Here is a 20,100-nt window from a genome sequence, read left to right as displayed (position 1 = left end):
GAGGAAATCCGGCCTGGCAAAATCGTCAGGTGCATATATATGACACGACGACAGGCGTAGTGTACTTGGAAACGCCCTGATTGACTAATTTGCGGCTGCTTACGCGAATCCGAGCGGATTTTTTATGTTGGGGCATTTGACATCCCGCAAAATTCCTCTATAATCTTGGTCTCTCGCAGCGACAAAGTTGAAAAACAGCGGCAAAGTGAGAATTGCTAGACAGGGTTGATGTGCAGTAAGGAGCGTAAGCTCATCTGGCGCGAAACCTTCCCCGTCGTTATAATAGCAGAGTTGTTGAGAAGCATCAGTGCCCACGTGGCGGAATTGGTAGACGCGCATGGTTCAGGTCCATGTGCCGCAAGGTGTGGGGGTTCGAGTCCCTCCGTGGGCACCACAAAATTCCGCAAAAAAGCCGCAGCGCCCTTAAAAGGCCTGCGGCTTTTTTCATTCGCACTCGCTTTTTACAGTTTGGACAAGAAGCGGCCGATCAGGTTGAAGATCAGTTCCTCGTTCGCGCTGCCCTCGTCCAGCGGCAAATCCCACAGTGCGGCCGTGGCGATGGTCATGCGCAAATCCGGCACCAGCATGGCGAACTGTCCGCCGAAACCATAGGCCGTAATCACCTGGTGGCCGCCCAGCATGCCGCGCCACCACAAATAACCGTAGCCGACATCACTCATATCGCCTATCGGGCCGATGTGGACGTGATTGGTGAAACTCTCGTTCAGCCACGCGGCCGGCACCACGGACTTGCCCTGCCACATGCCGCCGTCGAGCGCCATCCACGCCAGCTTCATCAGGTCGCGCGCCCGCAGTTGCAGGCCGAAGGAGCCGAGTATCGTCCCGGTCCCGTCGCGCTGCCAGGCCGTCTGGCGGATGCCGAGCGGCGCAAACAGATTGCGCGTGGCGACCGCCAGCGTGTCCTCGCCATAAGCGTTCGCGACGATGGGCGACACCAGATGCGAGACGGCGGAGTTGTAGTTCCAGTAGGGCCCGTTCGGCCCCAGCGGCGCGATCGGCAAGCTCAGCGCCAGGCTGGCCAGGTCGGGCGCGTGCAGCAGCTCCTGCATGTGGACGTCCTCATCCCAGGCCAGGCCGCTGCGCATGCGCAGCACCTGGGCCAGCGTGACATTGCCCGCCACCGAGGTCGGCACCCTGGCCATCTCCCTGGGCAGCAACTCGGCCAGCGTGGAGGTGACGCCGCGTATTTTTCCATCGCGGATAGCCTGCCCCGCCAGCAGGCTGCTGACGGTCTTGGTGGCCGAGCGGATGTGGCGCAGGTCCGAGGACTGCCCGTCGGCATAGTAGCGCTCGCCGATCAGACGGGCGTTACGCACCACCAGCAGGCTGCGCAGCGATGGAATCTGCGCACCCTCCGCCAGCAGGGTTTGCATCAGCGCGGGCGCCACGCCCTCGCCCTCCGGCGCGGCCCGGTTCCAGTCATCGTCGATGATGGCCGAGAGGACCACGTTTTCCGGCCCGGCGCCACCGCCGCCAGAGCCGCCGCCACCGCAGGCAGTCAGCCAGGGAGCGGCCAGACCCAAGATCATCATGTCGCGTCGCGTAACCATATCACCCCATCATCGGAAGATAGTGACCGCCGCGTGCGGCGCATGCGGCGAGTCGATGGGTGATGTTAGGCCTGCGCAGTCATCAGGAGGGAGTGCCGAAAGTCATGCATGCGGCCTCACTGCAACGCCGTGCTCCACTCCAGCCGCAGATGGGCGCCGATCTCGCGCAGCAGTTCGCGCTCGTCGACCGGCTTGCTGAGGAAGGCGTTGGCGCCCACCTGCAGCGAGCGGGCTTCCTCCTCCGGCGTCGAGCTGGCCGAGATGATGAGCACCGGCGTGTTGGCGGTGCGGGCGTCGGCGCGCAGGCGGCGCGTGGTTTCAATGCCGTCCATGTCGGGCATCACCATGTCCAGCAACACCAGGTCGGGCAGGCGCGCCTGCACCTGGCGCAAGGCGGCGACGCCGTTGTCGGCCTCCAGCATGCGGAAGTCCAGCGCACCGAGCAGGTCGCGCAGCAAGGCGCGGTTGGTGGCGACATCGTCCACCACCAGGATGGTCTTGCGCGGCCCCAGATAGCCGGTGGCGTTGTGGCCGTCGCTGCTGACGGCGGCCGGCGCGGCCACCACCCGCATCGGCACATCGAACCAGAAGCGGCTGCCCTGTCCCAGCCGGCTGTCCACTTTCAGCTCGCCGCCCATCAAGCGCACCAGCTGGCCGCTGATCGCCAGGCCGAGGCCGGTGCCGCCGGCGCGGCGCGATACATCGCCCACTTGCTCGAACGGCCGGAAAATCGTCTCGATATGATCGGCCGCGATGCCAATGCCGTCGTCGTGTACTTCGAAGCGCAGCTGCGCCATGTCGTCCGCATCGCCGGGCCTGGCCGGCAGCGGCTGCACGCGCAGCCGCACCGTGCCGCGGTCGGTGAACTTGACGGCGTTGCCCAGCAAATTCAACAACACCTGGCGCAGCCGGGTTTCATCGGCATCGATCGCCACCGGCAGGCCGGACACCAGCTCCAGCTCGAAATGCAGCTGCTTCTGCTCGGCGCGCACGCGCATGATGTCGGCCACCACCGACAACAGATCGCCCAGCGCCACCGGCTTGGGATGGAATTCCATCTTGCCGGCCTCCACCCGCGACAGGTCGAGCACGTCGTTAATCAGCGCCAGCAAATGCTGGCCGCCCTGCTGTATCGTGCTGACGCCGGTTTGCTGCGATGCGCTCAAGCCCTTGTCGCGCCTGAGGATTTGCGTGTAGCCGAGGATGGCGTTGAGCGGCGTGCGCAGTTCATGGCTCATCGCAGCCAGGAAGGCGCTCTTGGCGCGATTGGCCACTTCGGCGCGCTCCATGGCGGCGCGCAGGTCGTTGTTGGCCTTCAGGAGTTCGGCGTTGACGGCCGCCAGCTGCGCCGGACTGGGGATGCGCAGCGCCACCGGCACCAGCCGCACCAGCACGATGGCCGTCACCACCGAGGCGACGGCGGTGATCGCCTTCAGGATCACCGCCAGCCAGTAGTCGGGATGCCAGATCACCCAGATGTCGGCCAGGTGGGTGCCGCCGCAGGCCAGGATGAAGATGCCGAAGGCGATGAACATCCAGTCGAACGGCATGTCGCGGCGCTTGCGGATGAAGTACAGCAGCGTGACCGGGATGGTCAGGTAAGCCAGTGCGATCAGCGCGTCGGAAATCACGCTCATCCACAGGATCGAGGGTATCCACAAAAAACAGTGCCCGTGCGGCATGAAACCCTGGCTATCGAACCAACTGCTCAGCATGTCCATTGCCTGTCTCCGGTTGTTACGGGTGGCGGGGTAGCACTCAGGAGCTTACGAAAGTGTGAGCAAACAAGCAAGCAGGAAATCTTTCGTGCGGCCTCATGCAATCTTTCTCAAAAATCAGCATTTCGCTCTTGACGCGGACACGCCGCTCCCCTATGATTCTGGCCTCTGTTGCAGCACACGCAGCGACAGAGAGCAGTACAGTGCCCACGTGGCGGAATTGGTAGACGCGCATGGTTCAGGTCCATGTGCCGCAAGGTGTGGGGGTTCGAGTCCCTCCGTGGGCACCAAAAAATTCCGCAAAAAAGCCTCCATCGAGCTGAAAAGCAGATGGGGGCTTTTTTCATTGTGGGTTTCGACGGCCGGCCGCGTGCCGATTGCATCATGTTGCAAGCAGCCCTTGACGGCAGCGCCGCCATGCGGCATGATGCTGCCTCTGTTGCAGAACACGCAGCAGAAAAGCAGCAACAGTGCCCACGTGGCGGAATTGGTAGACGCGCATGGTTCAGGTCCATGTGCCGCAAGGTGTGGGGGTTCGAGTCCCTCCGTGGGCACCACAGAATTCCGCAAAAAAGCCTCCAGCGAGCCTTACGGCCTCTGGGGGCTTTTTTCATTACTGCCTTCCCTTCGCACTTCCCTCATGTACAGGGCATAGCGGCCGCTGTCGCGCAGCCGCTGCAGGCCGCGGTTGAACAGCGCCAGGTAGCGCCGGTTGGCGCTGTCTTTTTTGCTGAGCATCAGATGGTAGGGCGTGATGTTGTAGGGCTTGGGATCCCAGGTGATCTGCGCGGCCTGCGCCGGCGTCAGGTCGTTGCGCATGATGTGCAGGCCGACATCCAGGTTGGCCGGAAAGATCTGGAAGCGCCCCGCCAGCAGCTTGCGAAAATTGAGCTCGTCGGTGGCCGCCGTGCGGTCGATTTTGATATCGGGGAATTTGTCGAACCAGTAGACATAGCCGGCCGTGCCACCCATCTTGATGTCGCGCAGCTGGTCGAAACCGGTCCACTCGAACGGGTAAGTCTTCAGGTGGAAAAATACCGACTGCCCTTCGAACACCGGATCGCTGAAATAAAAGCGGCGCAGCCGGTCGCTTTCAGTCCTGGACACGCTCCAGACGATGGAGCCGTTGGCGCTGCCATTGTCCGCCTCGGCGTAGGCGCGGCTCCAGGGGCGGAAGACGTAGCGCACCGTCACCCCTTCCAGCGCGAACGCGGCGCTGACGATGTGCGAGATCGGACCATAGTCGGGCAGCTTTTCCGACATATACGGCAGCCATTCGCCGTTAATCAGCGTGATGACCTCCTCCGCCGGCGCGCAAGCAGGCAGCAGCAGCAAGGCAAGCGCAAGCGCGCGCAAAGAGGCAGGCATGGGGCGGGGTTCCCGTAAAGTCGCCCAGCCATTATATCCAAGCGGATGAAATTATTTCACAAAAGCACGAAATCTCTATTGACGAGGCCCGGGGCGTCCTTTAAGATTCGGGCCTCTGTTGCAGAACACGCAGCAGAAAAGCAGTAACAGTGCCCACGTGGCGGAATTGGTAGACGCGCATGGTTCAGGTCCATGTGCCGCAAGGTGTGGGGGTTCGAGTCCCTCCGTGGGCACCACAGAATTCCGCAAAAAGCCTCCATCGAGCTGAAAAGCAGATGGAGGCTTTTTTCATTACAGCGCCGCTTTGACGGCGTCCGCCAGCGAGATGGTCGGACGGCCGATCAGCTTGCCCAGCGTGCAGCTGCCGTCATCCAGCGCGCCCTTGGCGGCGTGCGCATCCGAATCGGCGATCAGCCCGGCCAGCGGAACCGGCAACCCCAGCTGCACCAGCATGTCGCGATACGCCTGCTGCGGCAGATTGTGGAACGGCAGCACCTTGCCCGACTGGCGCGACACTTCCGCCGCCAGCTCGCCCAGCGTGAACGCGCGGTCGCCCGCCAGCTCATACACTTGCTCGACCGGACCAGCGCTGCTCAGCACGGCCGCCGCCGCATCGGCGTAATCGGCACGGGCCGCCGCCGCGATCCGCCCTTCCCCTGCGCCGCCGGCCAGCGCGCCATGCGCCAGCGCCCCGCCCAGGTTGCCCGTGTAGTTTTCCACGTACCAGCCGTTGCGCAGCAAGGTGTACGGCAGGCCGGAGGCGCGCACCGCCGCCTCGGTGTCGCGGTGCTCGGCCGCCAGCGCCAGCGGCGAGGTGTCCGCATGCAGCACGCTGGTGTAGGCCAGCAGGCCGGCCCTGGCGCGCACGGCGGCGTCGATCACGTTGCGGTGCTGCGCGCCGCGCTGGCCCAGTTCGTTCGACGAAATCAGCAGCACCTTGCTGGCGCCCTGGAAGGCGGCGTCCAGCGAGGCGGGATCGGCATAGTCGGCGCGGCGCACCTGCACGCCTTGCGCGGCCAGGTCGGCGGCCCTGGCGACGTCGCGCACGGCGGCGACGATCTGCGCGGCAGGGACGGTTTGCAGCAGGCGGGCAATCACCAGGCGGCCCAGTTGGCCGGTTGCGCCAGTCACGATAATCATATGGTCTTCCTTTGAGTAAGCTGCCGCGGGGAGGTTTCCGCGCGGTCAGGGCTATAATAAGACCTATACTTACTATTTGTAAGTACGTACAATTTGGTAAGTACCCCAACAATCCGAGGAAGCCCAAATGAGTCAAGTCAAATCCAGCCGCTCCCTGCGCAAGGTGCTGATCGAAAACCAGGGCCATCCGCGCCCTCATGTGCTGGCCGCCGAATGCCCGTCGCGCATCGTGCTGGGCCACATCACCAGCCGCTGGGGCGTGCTGGTGCTGGTGGTGCTGCTGGACGGCACCCACCGCTTCAGCCAGCTGCGCCGCGAGATTGGCGGCGTCAGCGAAAAGATGCTGGCGCAGACGCTGGACGCGCTGGCCGGCGACGGCCTGGTGCTGCGCGTGGCGCAACAGGTGGTGCCGCCGCACGTGGAGTACAGCCTGACGCCGCTGGGGCGCCAGGCGGCCGAGCGGCTGGAGGTGCTGGTCGACTGGATCGAGGACAATTTCCCGCTGATCCGGCAAGCCCAGGAAGCCGCCGCACTGGAGGCAGCATAAAGGCTTGACCCGGCCCGCCCATCCTGTGACACTGGCTCCCATCGCCTACTGCGGAGCGGACCCACAGCCATGATGCAGCCGTTACCATCCGATCAGCCAGGCATCGTCCTGCTAGCCACCAACACGACCTACGACCTCGCCACGCTCAGGATCATGCTGGCGGGCCACGGCCTGCAAGTCGAGCAGGTGCGGCGCGGCGACGAAGCCCTGGCGCTGGCGGCCGGCGGCCGCGTGGTGCTGGCGCTGCTCGATGTGGCGCTGGCCGGCAGCGCGCGGCTGGAACTGTGCCAGCGCATCCGCGTCGGCTACGAACTGCCGGTGTTCCTGCTGTCCGGCTCCCCCACGGCCGAAGAGCGCGAGCGCGCCCTCGAAGCCGGCGCCGGCGCCTACCTGCCGCTGTCCTTCCCCAGCGAAGACGTTGCCGAAAAAATCCTGCTGCAACTGAAGCGGATCACGCCGGCGCCGGTGTCCGACCTGCCGACCATGGCGACGCTGGAAGTCAACTACCACCACATGCTGTCCGGCTCTCCGGACGCCATCCTGCTGATGCAGCGCGGCAGCAACCGCGTGCTGGACGTCAACCTGCGCACCCGCACGCTGTTCGGCATGACCGAGACCGAGCTGATACAGACCGACCTGCCCGCGCTGTGCCCGCCGGTGCAGGCGGACGGGCGGCCGTCGGCCGAGGTGTTCGCCGGCTACGTCGAGCAGGTGATGGCGGGCGATGTGCAAGTGTTCGAACTGCTGGTGCAGCACAGCTCCGGCCGCCAGGTGCCTTGCGAGCTGCGCATGGTGCCGCTGAACACGCCCGAACACCGGCTGATGCACGTGCGCATCGTCGACGTCACCAGCCGCAGGCTGGCCGAGCAACTACGCGACGGCAAGAACCTGGTGCTGGAAATGATCGCCCGCGGCGATCCGCTGAACGACACGCTGGAACGCCTGACCTTGCTGATCGAATCGCAGGCGCCGCCGGTGCTGTGTACGGTGATGCTGGTGGCGCCGGACGGCGTCACGCTGCTGACGGCCGCCGGCCCCAGCATGCCGGCCGAGTATCTGGCGACCATCAACGGCTTGACGGCCGGGCCGGCGGGCGGCTCCTGCGGCACCGCCATCCACCGCCGCGAAACCGTGGTGGTCAGCGACATCCTCAACGATCCGCTGTGGGCGCCGTACCGCGACATCGCGCTGCGCTACGGCCTGCGCGCCTGCTGGGCCATGCCCATCCTGCTCGACCAGGGCACGGTGCTGGGCAGCTTCGCCATGTACTACCGCGAGCCGCGCAGCCCGACCGACGACGACCGCCGCCTGATCAAGGCCGCCACCCACCTGGCCGGCATCGCCATCGCCAGCACCCGCCGCGAGGCCGAGCTGGTGCGCCATCGCGAGCATCTGGAGGAGCTGGTGCACGCGCGCACCGCCGAACTGCAGCACGCCAAGGAAGACGCCGAGCACGCCAACGAGGAACTGACCACGGTGCTGGACAACCTGAGCCAGACGCAGGAAGAACTGGTGCGGCGCGACAAGCTGGCGGCGCTGGGCGCGCTGGTGGCCGGCGTGGCGCACGAACTGAACACGCCGATCGGCAACTGCCTGACGATGGCCGGCAGCATGGCCGAGCGCACCGCCGAGCTCAAGCGCGACATGGAGGGCGGACTGCGGCGCTCGGCACTGGAAAGCTATCTGCAACAGGCGGCCGACGCCGACCAGGTGGTGATGCGCAACCTGAACCGCGCCGCCGCGCTGGTGGCCAGCTTCCGCCGCATCGCGGTCGACAGCGCCGGCTCGCCGCGCAGCCGCTTCGTGCTGGGCGACCTGGTGGCGCAGCTGCTGCAAGCCACCCAGGCCACCGTCAAGCAGCACGGGCTGGAGCTGGTCGAGGAAATCGAACACTGGGTGGAACTCGACAGCTACCCCGGCCCGCTGGCGCAGGCGCTGGAAAACCTGATCGACAACTGCATCGTGCACGGCTTCGACGGCCGCGGCGGCGGCAGCATCATGATACGCGCCCAGGACTGCGGCAACGGCGAGATCGCCATCACGGTCGCCGACGACGGCGTCGGCATCCCGGCCGCCAACCTGGCGCGCATCTACGATCCCTTCTTCACGACCCGGCTCGGCGCCGGCGGTTCCGGCCTGGGCTTGTATATCACCCACAACATCGTCACCGGCGTGCTGGGCGGGCGGATCGAGGCCGTCAGCGCGCCCGGACTGGGCAGCAGCTTCACCATGCGCCTGCCCCGTGTGGCGCCGCTGTAGACGGGCTCAACTATTTTCCTGCACGCAAATATTGCAGCCGTATAATAGGTTGTAACAGACCGGCAATCAGCCGGCCCCTAGCCAGAGAGACTAGTCCAGTGCGTCCACATCCCGCCCAGCCTGCAAAGACGGACATGGCCACCCTGCGCTGCGAATTCAGCGACCGGGCGGCCGAGCAAGCCTTTCTGCGCCACCACCTGGCCACGACGCAGGCGCAACTGCGGGTGACGTTTGTCTTCTGCTCGCTGTTCTACCTGAGCTTTGCCGTCACCGACGTCATCTGGCTGGGCTACAGCCTGCACACGGCGGTGCTGGCCAGCGCGCGCCTGCTGGTGGCCGCCTCCGCGCTGGGCAGCCTGGTGCTGCTGCGGCGCCGGCCCGTATCCATCCCCGTCACGCGGATGGTGGCCAGCGTGGTCGAGCTCGCGGGCGCGGCCGGCTTCCTGCTGATCGCGGCGCTGCGGCCCACCGAGTTTTCGCTGCATGCGATTTCGATGTCCATCGTCGTCATCGTCATCTACATCTACATTCCGAACCGGTTGCTGTACGCGGCCGCCATCGCGGCGCCGGCCACGGCGGGCTTTCTGCTGCTGGCCGACCGGCTGGGCCATCTGCGCAGCGTCGAGCTGGCGACCATGGGCGCGCTGCTGGCGCTGACCAATCTGTTCGGCTACGTGGCGGCGCGCCGCTACCAGCTACTGCTGCGCAACGAATACAGCGCGCAAACGGTGCTCAAGAACCTGTCCGTGCGCGATCCGCTGACCGGCTGCTACAACCGCCGCCACCTGCACGAGCAACTGCTGGAAACGGAAATCTCGCGCGCCCAGCGCTACCGGCTGAGCCTGACCGTCATCATGAGCGACCTCGACCACTTCAAGGCGGTCAACGACAACTACGGCCACAACGGCGGCGACGCCGTGCTGCAGCGCTTCGCCGCGCTGCTGCAATCGATGACGCGCGACAGCGTCGACAGCGTGGTGCGCTACGGCGGCGAAGAGTTCCTGCTGATCCTGCCGGAGACCGACCTGGCCGGCGGCGCGCTGCTGGCCGAGCGCCTGCGGCACGCGCTGGCCGCCACGCCGGTCGAGCACGAGGGCCAGCAGATCGCCGTCACCGCCAGCTTCGGCGTGGCCAGCGTCGACTTCGCCAGTTCCACGCACGCCGCCCACATCAACATGATCGCCTCCGCCGACGATTTGTTGTACGCTGCGAAGAATAGTGGCCGCAACCGCGTCTGCACCCAACAACTGGTTTGAACCATGCACAACATCCAACGATACGCGGCCGCAGCCGCCCTGCTGGCGCTCTGCAGCGCCAGCCTGAACGCCGGGCCGGCGCCGTGGTACAAGTGGCGCAGCAAGATCGACAACGGCATCGCCTGCTCGCAGACGCCGCTGGGACCGGGCTGGGAAAAGGACTCCGGCCCCTATAAAGATAGCCGTTGCGAAAAGTTAGTTCTTGTTAAATAATGGGGCCGCAACAACAGGGGGAATCCCGGGGCAGTACAAGCTACATCCATCATCTTGAGGAGACTGTATGTTTACGAATCCCGAACAATTTGCCAACGCCACCAAAGCACTGTTTGAATTTCAGCTCGAAACCTTCAACACCCTGACCAGCAAAGCCGTACAAGGTGTCGAGCAAGTCGTCGCCCTGAACCTGGCCACCGCCAAGACCCAACTGGAAGACGGCCTCGCCGCCGGCAAGGAAATCAGCCAGACCGCCGATCCCAAGGCCGCGCTCTCGCTGGCCGCCGCCAAAGTCCAGCCCGGCATGGCCGGCGCCGTCGCCTACAACCAGCAACTGGGCGGCATCATCGCCGAGATCCGTGAAGAATTCACCCGCGCCGCCGACGCCCACATGACCGAAGCCAAGAGCACGCTGAGCGCGCTGATCTACGACGTCACGAAGAACGTGCGTCCCGGTTCGGAAAACGCCGTGCAGATCGTCAAGACCGCGATCGACAACGCCTTCACCGGCTACGAGCAAGTGACCAAGGCCACCAAGCAGGCGGTGGAAGCGGTCGAAGCGCAGATCGCCAAGGCCAACGCGCTGGTCGACCAGAACACCGTCAAGCCGGCCAAGGCCGCGAAGAAATAAGCCCGTCGTCCTCCCGCACCAGCCAGGCCTGCGCGCCTGGCTTTTTAATTTGCTGGGCCTACGCCGTCAAATACGGTACACTGTACATAAACACAGTTATCGTAACAGCTCGCGCCGGCAATGAACAAAGTCCTGGAAAATCCCTTTTACTACCTGGAGAACTTCCAGCAGGTACTGACCTGGATCGGCGGCCGCTACGAAGACCTGCTGACCGCCGACGAACGCGCCCTGATCACCGTCTTCCCCGCGCTGCCGCAAGCCTCGCGCGCGCTGTTCGTGCGCATGGTGATGCGCAAGGGCACCGTGTTCCGCGCCAGCAAACTGGTGTACGCCGAAATCGGCAGCACCCACGAAGCCGCCCGCCCGCTGGCCGCCCTCGGCCTGATCGAGGAAGATCCCGCGCTCGACCTGGAACAACTGTTCGACCTGCTGCAAAAACCGGAGATCGGCAAGATCTTCCAGCTGCCCGCGCACCAGCGCCAGCTGCGCAAGGCCGATCAGCTCGAAGCGCTGCGCGCCCAGTACGACGGCCAGCACCGCTTCTCCGCCTGGTACGAAGGCGCCGGCGACCACTGCTACCGCAACCTGACGCAGGAACTGTGCGACCGCCTGCGCCTGATCTTCTTCGGCAACTACCACCAGGACTGGACCGAGTTCGTGCTGTCCGACCTCGGCATCTACCAGTACGAAAAGGTCGATTTCTCGCCGGCCGCGCGCGGCTTCCGCAGCCGCCGCGACATCGACGACTTCCTCGCCCTGCACCGCTGCCACGAGCGCTTCATCGAAGGCGAGCCGGCGGACGAGGTGATCCGCGACCTGCCGCCCTGCCCCGAAGACAACGAATGGCTGCGCAGCCGGCGCGACAAGCTGACCTTCCAGATCGCCCAGCACCTTGAAAAGCAATCCGACTGGCAAGCCGCGCACGCGCTGTACGCCGGCTGCAACTACCCCGGCGCCCGCGCCCGCGCCGTGCGCGTGCTGGAAAAAGACGAGCAGCCGCGCGCCGCCTTCGAGCTGCTGCAAGCCGCGCTGCTGGCGCCGGAAAGCGAGGCCGAGCGCCAGCAACTGCTGCGCATGCAACCGCGCCTGGCGCGCAAGCTCGGCCACGCCAAGCCGCAGGCCAGCACGCCCGCGCAAGCGCTGCGCATCGACCTCAGCCTGCCGCCGCCGGAGCAGCCCGACTACGTCGAGTTCGTCGTGCGCGACCACCTGACGCGCGACGACGCCCCCGTCTACTACGTCGAGAACGCGCTGATCAATTCGCTGTTCGGCCTGCTGTGCTGGGACGCCGTGTTCAGCCCCATCCCGGGCGCCTTCTTCCACCCCTACCATCGCGGCCCGGCCGACCTGCACAGCGCCGATTTCCAGCGCCGCCGCGCCCAGCAGTTCGACGCCGCGCTGGCCCAGCTCGACAACGGCCAGTATCGCGCCACGATACACGCCAACTACGCCGCCAAGGCCGGCATCCAGTCGCCCTTCGTGTACTGGGAAACGCTGGACGCTACGCTGCTCGACCTGGCGCTGGACTGCATCCCGGCGCTGCACCTGAAGCGCGCGTTCGAGCGCATCCTGGCCGACATCAAGGCCAACCGCAGCGGCTTCCCCGACCTGATCCAGTTCTGGCCGGCCGAGCGCCGCTACAACATGATCGAAGTGAAAGGCCCCGGCGACCGCCTGCAGGACAACCAGCTGCGCTGGATCGCCTACTGCGCCGCGCACGACATGCCGGTCTCGGTCTGCTACCTGCAATGGGCGGCATGAGCGTGGGCGAGCAGGCGGCCCCGCCCCGCTACACCATCGCCGTGCGCGCGCTGTGCGAGTTCACCGCCAAGACGGGCGACCTCGACCTGCGCTTCACGCCGTCGCCGACGGCGCAGGAAGGCATCGCCGGCCACGCCACCGTGACCGCGCGCCGCGACGACGATTACCAGGCCGAGCTCGCGCTATCCGGCGACTACGGTCCGCTGCATGTGCGCGGCCGCGCCGACGGCTACGCCCCGCGCGCGCGCCGGCTCGAAGAAATCAAGACCTATCGCGGCGACCTGAAGAAGATGCCGGACAACCAGCGCCAGCTGCACTGGGCGCAGCTCAAGGTCTACGGCCACCTGCTGTGCCACAGCGAGGGACTGGAGCGGCTCACTCTGGCGCTGGTCTACTTCGACATCGGCAGCCAGAAGGAAACCGTGCTGCAGGAAGAACACACGGCGGCCGGCCTGCAAGCGTATTTCGAACAGCAATGCGAGCTGTTCCTGCAATGGGCGCGGCAGGAGCTGGCGCACCGCACCGAACGCGACGCGCAGCTGAAGACGATGCGCTTCCCGCACGCCGACTTCCGCCCCGGCCAGCGCCAGCTGGCGGAAGCGATGTACAAGGCCAGCAATCGCGGCGTGTGCCTGCTGGCGCAAGCGCCGACCGGCATCGGCAAGACCGTCGGCAGCCTGTTCCCCATGCTCAAGGCCAGCGCCGAGCATGGCGTCGACAAGCTGTTCTTCCTGGCCGCGAAAACCTCCGGCCGGCAGATGGCGCTGGACGCGGTCGACGTGATCCGCACCGGCGCGCCGCTGCTGCCCTTGCGCACGCTGGAGATGGCGTCCAAGAGCACCGCCTGCGTCAACCCGGACAAGGCTTGCCACGGCGACTCCTGCCCGCTGGCGCGCGGCTTCTACGACCGCCTGCCCGCCGCCCGCCAGGCCGCGCTCGACATCATGGCGCCGCCGGCGCCGGGCGGCGCCTTCCTCGCGCTGGACCGCGAAACGCTGCGCGCCATCGCGCTGGCGCACGAAGTCTGCCCCTACTACCTGAGCAGCGAAATGGCGCGCTGGTGCGACATCGTCATCGGCGACTACAACTACTACTTCGACCTCAGCGCCATGCTGCACAGCCTGACGCTGTTGAACGACTGGAAGGTCAACGTGCTGGTGGACGAAGCGCACAACATGGTCTCGCGCGCCCGCAAGATGTATTCGGCCGACATGGAACACGCCGCGCTGCGCCTGCTGCGCAAGCTGGCGCCGGAACAGCTGAAGAAGCCGCTGGACCGCGTGCACCGCCAGTGGAACCAGCTGGAGAAAGACCAGGCAGCCGAGTACCAGTCGTATGCCGCGCTGCCGGAAAAATTCATGGGCGCGCTGCAGACGGCGGCCACCGCCATCGCCGACTACATGGCCGAGCATCCGGCCTACGTCGACGCGGATTTGCAGGCGTTCTATTTCAACGCGCTGCTGTTCACGCGGCTGGCCGAGAGCTTCGGCGACCACGCGCTGTTCGACATCGAGAAATCCGAAGGCGCGCGCGCCAGCCACTCCAACTCCGTGCTGTGCATCCGCAACATCGTGCCCGCGCCCTTCCTCAAGCCGCGCTTCGAGAGCAGCCACAGCACGGCGCTGTTCTCGGCCACGCTCAGCCCGTGGAACTACTTCGGCGACATGCTCGGCATGCCGGACAGCACGGCCTGGGTCGATGTCGAATCGCCCTTCGTGGCGGAGCAGTTGTCGGTGCAGGTGGCCGCGCACATTTCCACGCGCTACCAACACCGCCAGCAATCGCTGCGGCCGATCGCCGAGCTGATGGGCGAACAATACCGCCGCCAGCCGGGCAACTACCTGGCCTTCTTCAGCAGCTTCGACTACATGGAAAAAGCCGCCAATCAGTTCGCCGAACGCTACCCGGACGTGCCGGTGTGGCGCCAGTCGCGCCGCATGGACGAGGCGGAGCGCGCGCAGTTCCTGGCCCGCTACACGCTCGACAGCGAAGGCATAGGCTTCGCCGTGCTGGGCGGCTCCTTCGGCGAAGGCGTCGACCTGCCGGGCGCGCGCCTGATCGGCGCCTTCGTCGCCACGCTGGGCCTGCCGCAGATCAATCCCGTCAACGAGCAGATCCGCCAGCGCATGGACGCCATCTTCGGCGCCGGCTACGACTACACCTACACCTTCCCCGGCATGCAGAAAGTGGTACAGGCGGCCGGCCGCGTGATCCGCACGCAATCGGACCGCGGCACCGTCTACCTGATCGACGACCGCTTCGGCCGCCCGGAAATACAACAGCTGATGCCGGCCTGGTGGCGCATCGAGGTGGCGGCAACGGACCGCGCACCGGCGCAGTGAATCGCCGCCGCTGGAACGATAGCGATATGCAATCGACCACCGGCGGCAGGTCTGATATATTGGCTTGACCGGACTACCGCGCCCCGCATCCGCGCAGCACCACTGGTGTTGGCCGACTCACCCCGACTCCGTGAGCCTTCAGTTTTCAGGAATGCTACACATGAGACACAGGGAAAACACGCTGCTTTCCAGGGCGATACAGCAGGCCGTCATCATCGACGCCACCATGGGCGCAACCCTCGCATGGGCCTATCTGAGCGCTTACAACATTTCCAACGCCACCATCCTGCGCGTGCTGTCCGGCGCCGCCCAGCGGCGCGCCTCCGACCTGCAAGCCGCGCCGCAACAGCTTACTGAATGACCGCGCGTATCTTCTGGTAGCCGCTGCGGCTGACCGGCACCCTGGCGCCGTCCTTGAGGATGGCGACGTAGCTGTCCTTGGTGGCCTGCTCGATGCGGTCGACGCAGGCGATGTTGACGATCCACGAGCGGTGGATGCGCAGGAACTGCCCCGGGTCGAGCTGTTCCTCCAGCTCCGCCATGCGCTGGTTCTTCAGGTAGGACTTGCCCTCCGAGCGGATCTGCACATAATCGTCCTGCGCTTCGATGACCTCGATCTTGTCGCTGTTGATGACATGGACCTTGGCGCCGTCGCGTATCAGCACGCGGCCCAGCGGCTTGTTGCGGCCGGCCGCCTCGCGCACCATGCTCTGCACCGCCGCGCCGCCATCGCCGTCGCCCTTGCCCATGTTGACGCGCGCGTGCGCCAGCGCCTGGTCGAAGCGCTGCTGGCTGAACGGCTTGAGCAGGTAATCGAGCGCGTGGAATTCGAACGCCTTGATCGCGTACTGGTCGAAGGCGGTGGCGAAGATGTAGCGGGTCTTGGCGCCCGCCAGTTCGGCCACCTCGAAGCCGTCCAGCTTGGGCATCTGTATGTCCAGGAACACCAGGTCGGGCGCCAGTTCGGTGATGGCCTTGACCGCCTCGAAACCGTTGGCGCATTCGGCCACCACTTCCACGTCCGGATGTTCGGCCAGGTATTCGCGCACCACGCCGCGCGCCAGCATCTCATCGTCCACGATAATGATACGCATTGCTTTACTCTCCCTCGTCGCCTGTTTGCGCGGGCATCGCGATGTCCACGCCAAAGCTGTTGTCGATACGTCCCCAGTGGATGCTGGCTTCGTGTTTGTAGACGCCGGCCAGACGCTGGCGCACATTGGTCAGGCCGATGCCGTGGCCGTCGCTGCGGGCCGACGCCATGTCCGGGTCGACCGGATTGTCGACGCGGATATGCAGGATGGAACCGTCCCGGCGCGCCGTCAGCCGTATCGTGCCGCCCTCCGGCATATTGCAGATGCCGTGCTTGACGGCGTTCTCCACCAGCGGCTGGATAATCATCGGCGGCACCAGGCAGGCGACGGCCTGCTGGTCGACCTGCTCTTCCACCAGCAGCCGCGCGCCGAAGCGCACCTGTTCGATCGCCAGGAAGTGGCGTATCAAACGCAGCTCCTCGTCCAGCGTCACCATCTTGTGCGCCTCCATGCCCAGGCTCTGGCGGAAGAAGCTGGCCAGTTCCAGCGTCATGCGGCGCGCGGCCTTGGGGTCTTGCGAGGTCAGCGCGCTGATCGAGTTGAGGCTGTTGAACAGGAAGTGCGGATCGATCTGCGTGCGCAGCATGCGCAGCTCGGCCTCCTGCGCCATCAGCAGCGATTCCAGTTCGCGCTGCTCGGCGCCCTTGGCGCGGACGAATTCGATCACCAGGTAGTGCACCGCCGCCGCGAAGCCGTACAGCAGGATGCCCAGGCCGACGATCAGCGCCGACAGCTGGGCGTTGAATGCGATGCCGGCCCATGCCACGTCCAGCATCAGGCAGGCGCCGTTCCAGGAGCGCCCCAGCACCAGCCACAGAAAGCCCGATACCACCGCCGCCACCGTCAGCACCAGCGCGGTGGCGGCGGTCCTGCCGCTGCCGAGCGGATAGGCGCGGCACAGGTAGTAGGCCGAGTAACCCGCCGCGTAGGCGTACAACAGATTCATCGGAATCGCGAACAGCATGGCGTTGGCCAGCGGCGCGTCATTGGCCAGCGAGATCACGCCGCCCAGCGCGATCCCGAGGAACAACCACACCAACAGGTAGATGGCGGTGCCGCGCCGGCTGGAAGAAATCTCCTGCATGCTCAGTTGCGCACTTCCAGGCCGCCCATGATGGCGTAACCGCGCACGATCAGGCGTTTATCCGCAGTGGCGGGCGGCACGGTCTTCTCTTCGAAGCCGCCCATGATCGGCGTGCCTTGCAGGACCACGGTCCAGTCGACCGGCACCTTGATGGTGATCCCGCCGAACATCGTGAACACATTCAGCACCGCCTCGCCGTTGATCGAGCTTTGGCGCAGATCCAGGTCGCAGCCGCCCATGACGGCGGTGATCTCGCCGCCGCGGAAGTCCGGCGTGGTCAGGCGGCGCTTGAAGCCGCCCATGACGGCGGTGATGTCGACCACGGCGTCGCCACTGGTTTTTTCCAGCGAGTCGGAGCTCGACTCCAGGAAGGAGCGGCCGGTGCTCGACTTGAACACCACCGACAGGCCGGCGGCGATCAGCAGCAAGGGCCACAGCGAGCGCCAGCTGATGGAAATGAAGCCCGTCTCCTTCAGCAGGATCATCGCGCCAACCAGTATCAGCGCACCGCCCACCACCACGCCGGAAGTGGTGCGGGTCTGCACCAGCTTCATGATGCCGAAGAAGATCAGCGCGGTTGGCCACAGGTGCAGCGTGAAATCCAGGTCCAGCCAGCCAAGATTGGCGAGCAGGAAGACCATGCCCACGGCGACCACGAACAGGCCGACGACGAGCTGCGACGCCGGACTTTTTTGACGGTTGGTACTCATTTCGGCTCCTTGATCGAAGGGAAGGCATTATCCAGCAAAGGGCGCAGCAGCATGCCGATCCCGCTGGCCACCACCAGTGCCGGCCAGGTCTGGCCGAAGTCCATGCCCCAGACATGGTTGAAGGACACGTACCACCAGCCGGCGAAGAAGATCTCCCAGCAGCCGCTGAGGAAGTAGCGCGGCGTGGTCGGCGGGATGATCTTGGTCAGGCCGCTGATGACCAGCAGCCATGGCCACCAGCGCCAGAAGCTCATGATGTTGAAGTCGATGTCGATGATGTCGGCGCGGTCCAGCAGCAGCACGCAGCCGGCTGCGATCAGCGCCATGCCCCAGACCATTTGTTGGCGCCAGCGGTAAGCAGTGTGGATACTCATGTTAGTCCCCCGTGTTGGTATGGATGTAACGATACCGGGGAACTGCGGGCGGCGAAACCGCTATTCGGCGAACGGCGGAAACGGGCCGGTGAACGGCGAAAAATCCCGCGCGCCGGCGGCGAATGGCGTGCCGGCGGGGGCAAAGCAGGGATCAGGAACGGCCGTTGCCGAGCTTTTGCTCGAACATCAGCATGCCCCAGCCCAGCTGGCGGCGGATTTCTTCCGGCGTAGGCGGCGGTTTGACTTCATGCGAACGCCGCTCCAGGTAGGCACGGACCAGGTGTTTGGATGGGTGTGTAGTCTGCGACATGATAGGCTCCCAGAGGCGGCGATAACGTGAAACCAGTGTAGACCCGCCCCCGGGAGACCTCTGTACGGAACCGCACCGTCAACCGCTCAGAGTTTTTTCTGCAAAAACTCCAGGAAGCAGCTGATGCGCTGAGCCAGCAGCGTGTTGCGGTAGTAGACCGCGTGAATCTGCTGGCTGAAGCCGGTGTTGCTGTCTTCCAGGATCTTGACCAGGCGGCCGGCCTCGATGTCGGCGCGGGTCATGAAGTCCGCCAGGCAGACGATGCCCTGCCCCGTCAACGCCAGCTGGCGCAGCGTCTCGCCGCTGGAGGCGGCGATCGACGGCGTGATCGGCAGGCTGTTGCCGGCCGCGTGGCGCAGCGGCCAGTTGTTGCCCTGCTCGTACTGCGCAAAGCCGATCAGCGAATGGCGCGCCAGGTCTTCCGGCGTGTCCGGCGTGCCATGGCGGCGCAGGTAGTCCGGGCTGGCCAGCACGTGCAGCGGGCTCGATGTCAGCGCGCGCGCATGCAGCGTCGAATCGGTCAGCGTGCCGATGCGGATGGCGATGTCGGTGCGGTGTTCGATCAGGTCGGTGATCTGGTCGTTGCTGCTCAATTCCAGCTTGATCTCCGGGTACATGGCGCGGAACTCGGCCATGTGCGGCACCACGCAATGGAGCATGAACGGCGAAGCCGCGTCCACGCACAGGCGGCCGGCCGGCTTCTGGCGGCGGATGCGGATGGTTTCCTCGGCCTCTTCCATGGCGCCGAGGATGGCGCGCGCGCGCTCCAGGAACAAATGGCCTTCTTCGGTCAGCTCCATGCGGCGCGTGGTGCGCGTCAGCAGCGAGGTCGCCAGCTTGTCCTCCAGCCGCGACAAGGCGCGGCTGACGCCGGACGTGGTCTGGCCGAGGTGGACCGAGGCGGCACTCAGGGTGCCGCTGTCGATCACGGTGATAAAGGTTTTCAGGTCGTCGGAATTAATATCCACTGGTGCTCTACTCTCGAAATCCTACAGTTGTACAGGTGCTTCACGCTACATACAGCCAGACCGCGCCAAAATGGCAGGCGCTGCCGCCCAGCACGAACAAGTGCCAGACGCCGTGGCCGTAGCTCCACTTGTGGTCGGTGACGAAGAAGGCGATGCCCACCGTGTACACCAGGCCACCGGCCGCCAGCCAGGCGAACCCGCCCCAGCCCAGCGCATCGATCAGCGGGCTGGCGCCGATCACGCCCACCCACCCCATCGCCACGTAAATGAGCAGCGACAGGACGCGCGCGCCCTTGGCAAACCAGATTTCCTGCAAAATGCCGATCAGTGCCAGTCCCCATACCACGCCGAACAGCGACCAGCCCCACGGTCCACGCAGGCTGACCAGCGTGAACGGCGTGTAGCTGCCGGCAATCAGCAGGTAGATGGCGCAGTAATCCATCTGGCGCAGCACGTCTTTGGCGCGGCCGCGCAGGCTGTGGTACAGCGTCGACGTCAGGTACAGCCCCAGCAGGGTTGCGGCGTAGATGCTGAAGCTCACCACTTTCCAGGCGTCGCCGGTACGCGCAGCCAGGACAATCAGCAGTGTGCCGCCGATAGCCGCGAGCGCGGCGCCCACGGTGTGAGTGATGCTGTTGAAGCGCTCTCCGTAATACATATGTGTTTCCAATACTGTGAGGCAGCGGCGGAAAGCTGCGGCCTCAGGCATTGTATAGCGCATTTCATAACGGTGCTGCGGGTTTCAAGCCACGAC

19 protein-coding genes and 4 tRNA genes are annotated in these 20,100 nt (G+C 65.4%); 12 read left to right on the top strand and 11 right to left on the bottom strand.

Going from position 1 to position 20,100, the window contains the following annotated elements:
* The first annotated feature begins 309 nt into the window (after positions 1–309).
* A tRNA-Leu gene (locus GEV02_RS13170) sits at positions 310–394 on the top strand.
* A gap of 67 nt (positions 395–461) precedes the next feature.
* Here the strand turns inward: GEV02_RS13170 and GEV02_RS13165 are convergent.
* Entirely contained in the window at positions 462–1,553 is a 1,092-nt protein-coding gene (locus tag GEV02_RS13165; protein ID WP_235922755.1) for a serine hydrolase domain-containing protein, read from the bottom strand.
* Between the two features lie 134 nt (positions 1,554–1,687).
* A complete protein-coding gene (locus tag GEV02_RS13160) occupies positions 1,688–3,286 on the bottom strand; it encodes an ATP-binding protein (protein ID WP_174999087.1) in 1,599 nt (532 codons plus the stop codon).
* 208 nt (positions 3,287–3,494) lie between these two features.
* Between GEV02_RS13160 and GEV02_RS13155 the strand changes: the two genes are divergently transcribed.
* Both GEV02_RS13155 and GEV02_RS13150 read left to right on the top strand, forming a co-directional pair.
* A tRNA-Leu gene (locus tag GEV02_RS13155) sits at positions 3,495–3,579 on the top strand.
* 182 nt (positions 3,580–3,761) lie between these two features.
* A tRNA-Leu gene (locus GEV02_RS13150) sits at positions 3,762–3,846 on the top strand.
* 31 nt (positions 3,847–3,877) lie between these two features.
* Here the strand turns inward: GEV02_RS13150 and GEV02_RS13145 are convergent.
* Positions 3,878–4,657: a substrate-binding periplasmic protein gene (locus GEV02_RS13145; protein WP_152838391.1), complete on the bottom strand. Its 780-nt coding sequence runs from the start codon at positions 4,655–4,657 to the stop codon at positions 3,878–3,880.
* A gap of 151 nt (positions 4,658–4,808) precedes the next feature.
* Here GEV02_RS13145 and GEV02_RS13140 point away from each other — a divergent pair.
* A tRNA-Leu gene (locus GEV02_RS13140) sits at positions 4,809–4,893 on the top strand.
* Positions 4,894–4,948: 55 nt separating this feature from the next.
* Here the strand turns inward: GEV02_RS13140 and GEV02_RS13135 are convergent.
* A complete protein-coding gene (locus GEV02_RS13135; RefSeq protein ID WP_152838390.1) occupies positions 4,949–5,797 on the bottom strand; it encodes an NmrA family NAD(P)-binding protein in 849 nt (282 codons plus the stop codon).
* Positions 5,798–5,924: 127 nt separating this feature from the next.
* On the opposite strand from GEV02_RS13135, the gene GEV02_RS13130 reads away from it, so the two are divergent.
* The 8 genes from GEV02_RS13130 (at position 5,925) to GEV02_RS13095 (ending at position 15,167) form a co-directional block, all read left to right on the top strand.
* Positions 5,925–6,344 carry a winged helix-turn-helix transcriptional regulator gene (locus GEV02_RS13130; protein ID WP_174999086.1) on the top strand — a complete coding sequence of 140 codons (420 nt, stop codon included), beginning with the start codon at positions 5,925–5,927 and terminating at the stop codon, positions 6,342–6,344.
* Positions 6,345–6,413: 69 nt separating this feature from the next.
* The gene (locus GEV02_RS13125) at positions 6,414–8,603 is read left to right on the top strand and encodes an ATP-binding protein (RefSeq protein ID WP_152838389.1); all 2,190 of its coding nucleotides are present in this window, start codon (positions 6,414–6,416) and stop codon (positions 8,601–8,603) included.
* 134 nt (positions 8,604–8,737) lie between these two features.
* Complete coding sequence (locus tag GEV02_RS13120; RefSeq protein ID WP_152838388.1) at positions 8,738–9,859, top strand: GGDEF domain-containing protein; 1,122 nt, start codon at positions 8,738–8,740, stop codon at positions 9,857–9,859.
* Positions 9,860–9,862: 3 nt separating this feature from the next.
* A complete protein-coding gene (locus GEV02_RS13115) occupies positions 9,863–10,072 on the top strand; it encodes a hypothetical protein (protein ID WP_152838387.1) in 210 nt (69 codons plus the stop codon).
* A 67-nt stretch (positions 10,073–10,139) separates the two neighbouring features.
* Positions 10,140–10,703, top strand: coding sequence for a phasin family protein (locus tag GEV02_RS13110; RefSeq protein ID WP_152838386.1), 564 nt, complete (start codon positions 10,140–10,142; stop codon positions 10,701–10,703).
* A 120-nt stretch (positions 10,704–10,823) separates the two neighbouring features.
* Positions 10,824–12,464, top strand: coding sequence for a VRR-NUC domain-containing protein (locus GEV02_RS13105; protein WP_152838385.1), 1,641 nt, complete (start codon positions 10,824–10,826; stop codon positions 12,462–12,464).
* Complete coding sequence (locus GEV02_RS13100; RefSeq protein ID WP_152838384.1) at positions 12,452–14,806, top strand: ATP-dependent DNA helicase; 2,355 nt, start codon at positions 12,452–12,454, stop codon at positions 14,804–14,806. Before GEV02_RS13105 ends, GEV02_RS13100 begins: the two co-directional genes overlap by 13 nt.
* A gap of 160 nt (positions 14,807–14,966) precedes the next feature.
* Complete coding sequence (locus GEV02_RS13095) at positions 14,967–15,167, top strand: hypothetical protein (RefSeq protein WP_152838383.1); 201 nt, start codon at positions 14,967–14,969, stop codon at positions 15,165–15,167.
* Here the strand turns inward: GEV02_RS13095 and GEV02_RS13090 are convergent.
* From GEV02_RS13090 to trhA, 7 genes are all read right to left on the bottom strand, one after another.
* Positions 15,157–15,900 carry a LytR/AlgR family response regulator transcription factor gene (locus tag GEV02_RS13090; protein ID WP_152838382.1) on the bottom strand — a complete coding sequence of 248 codons (744 nt, stop codon included), beginning with the start codon at positions 15,898–15,900 and terminating at the stop codon, positions 15,157–15,159. The genes GEV02_RS13095 and GEV02_RS13090 overlap by 11 nt on opposite strands.
* A gap of 4 nt (positions 15,901–15,904) precedes the next feature.
* On the bottom strand, positions 15,905–16,984 hold the full coding sequence (locus GEV02_RS13085; RefSeq protein WP_152838381.1) for a sensor histidine kinase: 1,080 nt from the start codon (positions 16,982–16,984) through the stop codon (positions 15,905–15,907).
* A 2-nt stretch (positions 16,985–16,986) separates the two neighbouring features.
* The gene (locus GEV02_RS13080; RefSeq protein WP_152838380.1) at positions 16,987–17,694 is read right to left on the bottom strand and encodes a LiaF transmembrane domain-containing protein; all 708 of its coding nucleotides are present in this window, start codon (positions 17,692–17,694) and stop codon (positions 16,987–16,989) included.
* Positions 17,691–18,068 (bottom strand): LiaF transmembrane domain-containing protein, encoded by a 378-nt coding sequence (locus tag GEV02_RS13075; RefSeq protein ID WP_152838379.1) that lies wholly within the window; start codon positions 18,066–18,068, stop codon positions 17,691–17,693. Before GEV02_RS13075 ends, GEV02_RS13080 begins: the two co-directional genes overlap by 4 nt.
* 151 nt (positions 18,069–18,219) lie before the next feature.
* Positions 18,220–18,378, bottom strand: coding sequence for a hypothetical protein (locus GEV02_RS32870; RefSeq protein ID WP_008447446.1), 159 nt, complete (start codon positions 18,376–18,378; stop codon positions 18,220–18,222).
* 86 nt (positions 18,379–18,464) lie between these two features.
* Complete coding sequence (locus tag GEV02_RS13070; protein ID WP_328595804.1) at positions 18,465–19,346, bottom strand: LysR family transcriptional regulator; 882 nt, start codon at positions 19,344–19,346, stop codon at positions 18,465–18,467.
* Between the two features lie 40 nt (positions 19,347–19,386).
* Positions 19,387–20,004, bottom strand: a complete 618-nt coding sequence (trhA, locus tag GEV02_RS13065; protein ID WP_152838378.1) for a PAQR family membrane homeostasis protein TrhA — start codon at positions 20,002–20,004, stop codon at positions 19,387–19,389.
* Positions 20,005–20,100 lie beyond the last annotated feature (96 nt).

The sequence above is a fragment of the Rugamonas aquatica genome (assembly GCF_009380215.1).
Classification (GTDB): domain Bacteria; phylum Pseudomonadota; class Gammaproteobacteria; order Burkholderiales; family Burkholderiaceae_D; genus Rugamonas; species Rugamonas aquatica_B.
The sequence above is the reverse complement of the archived record's forward strand: the minus strand, read 5'-3'. Positions and strand labels throughout refer to the sequence as shown.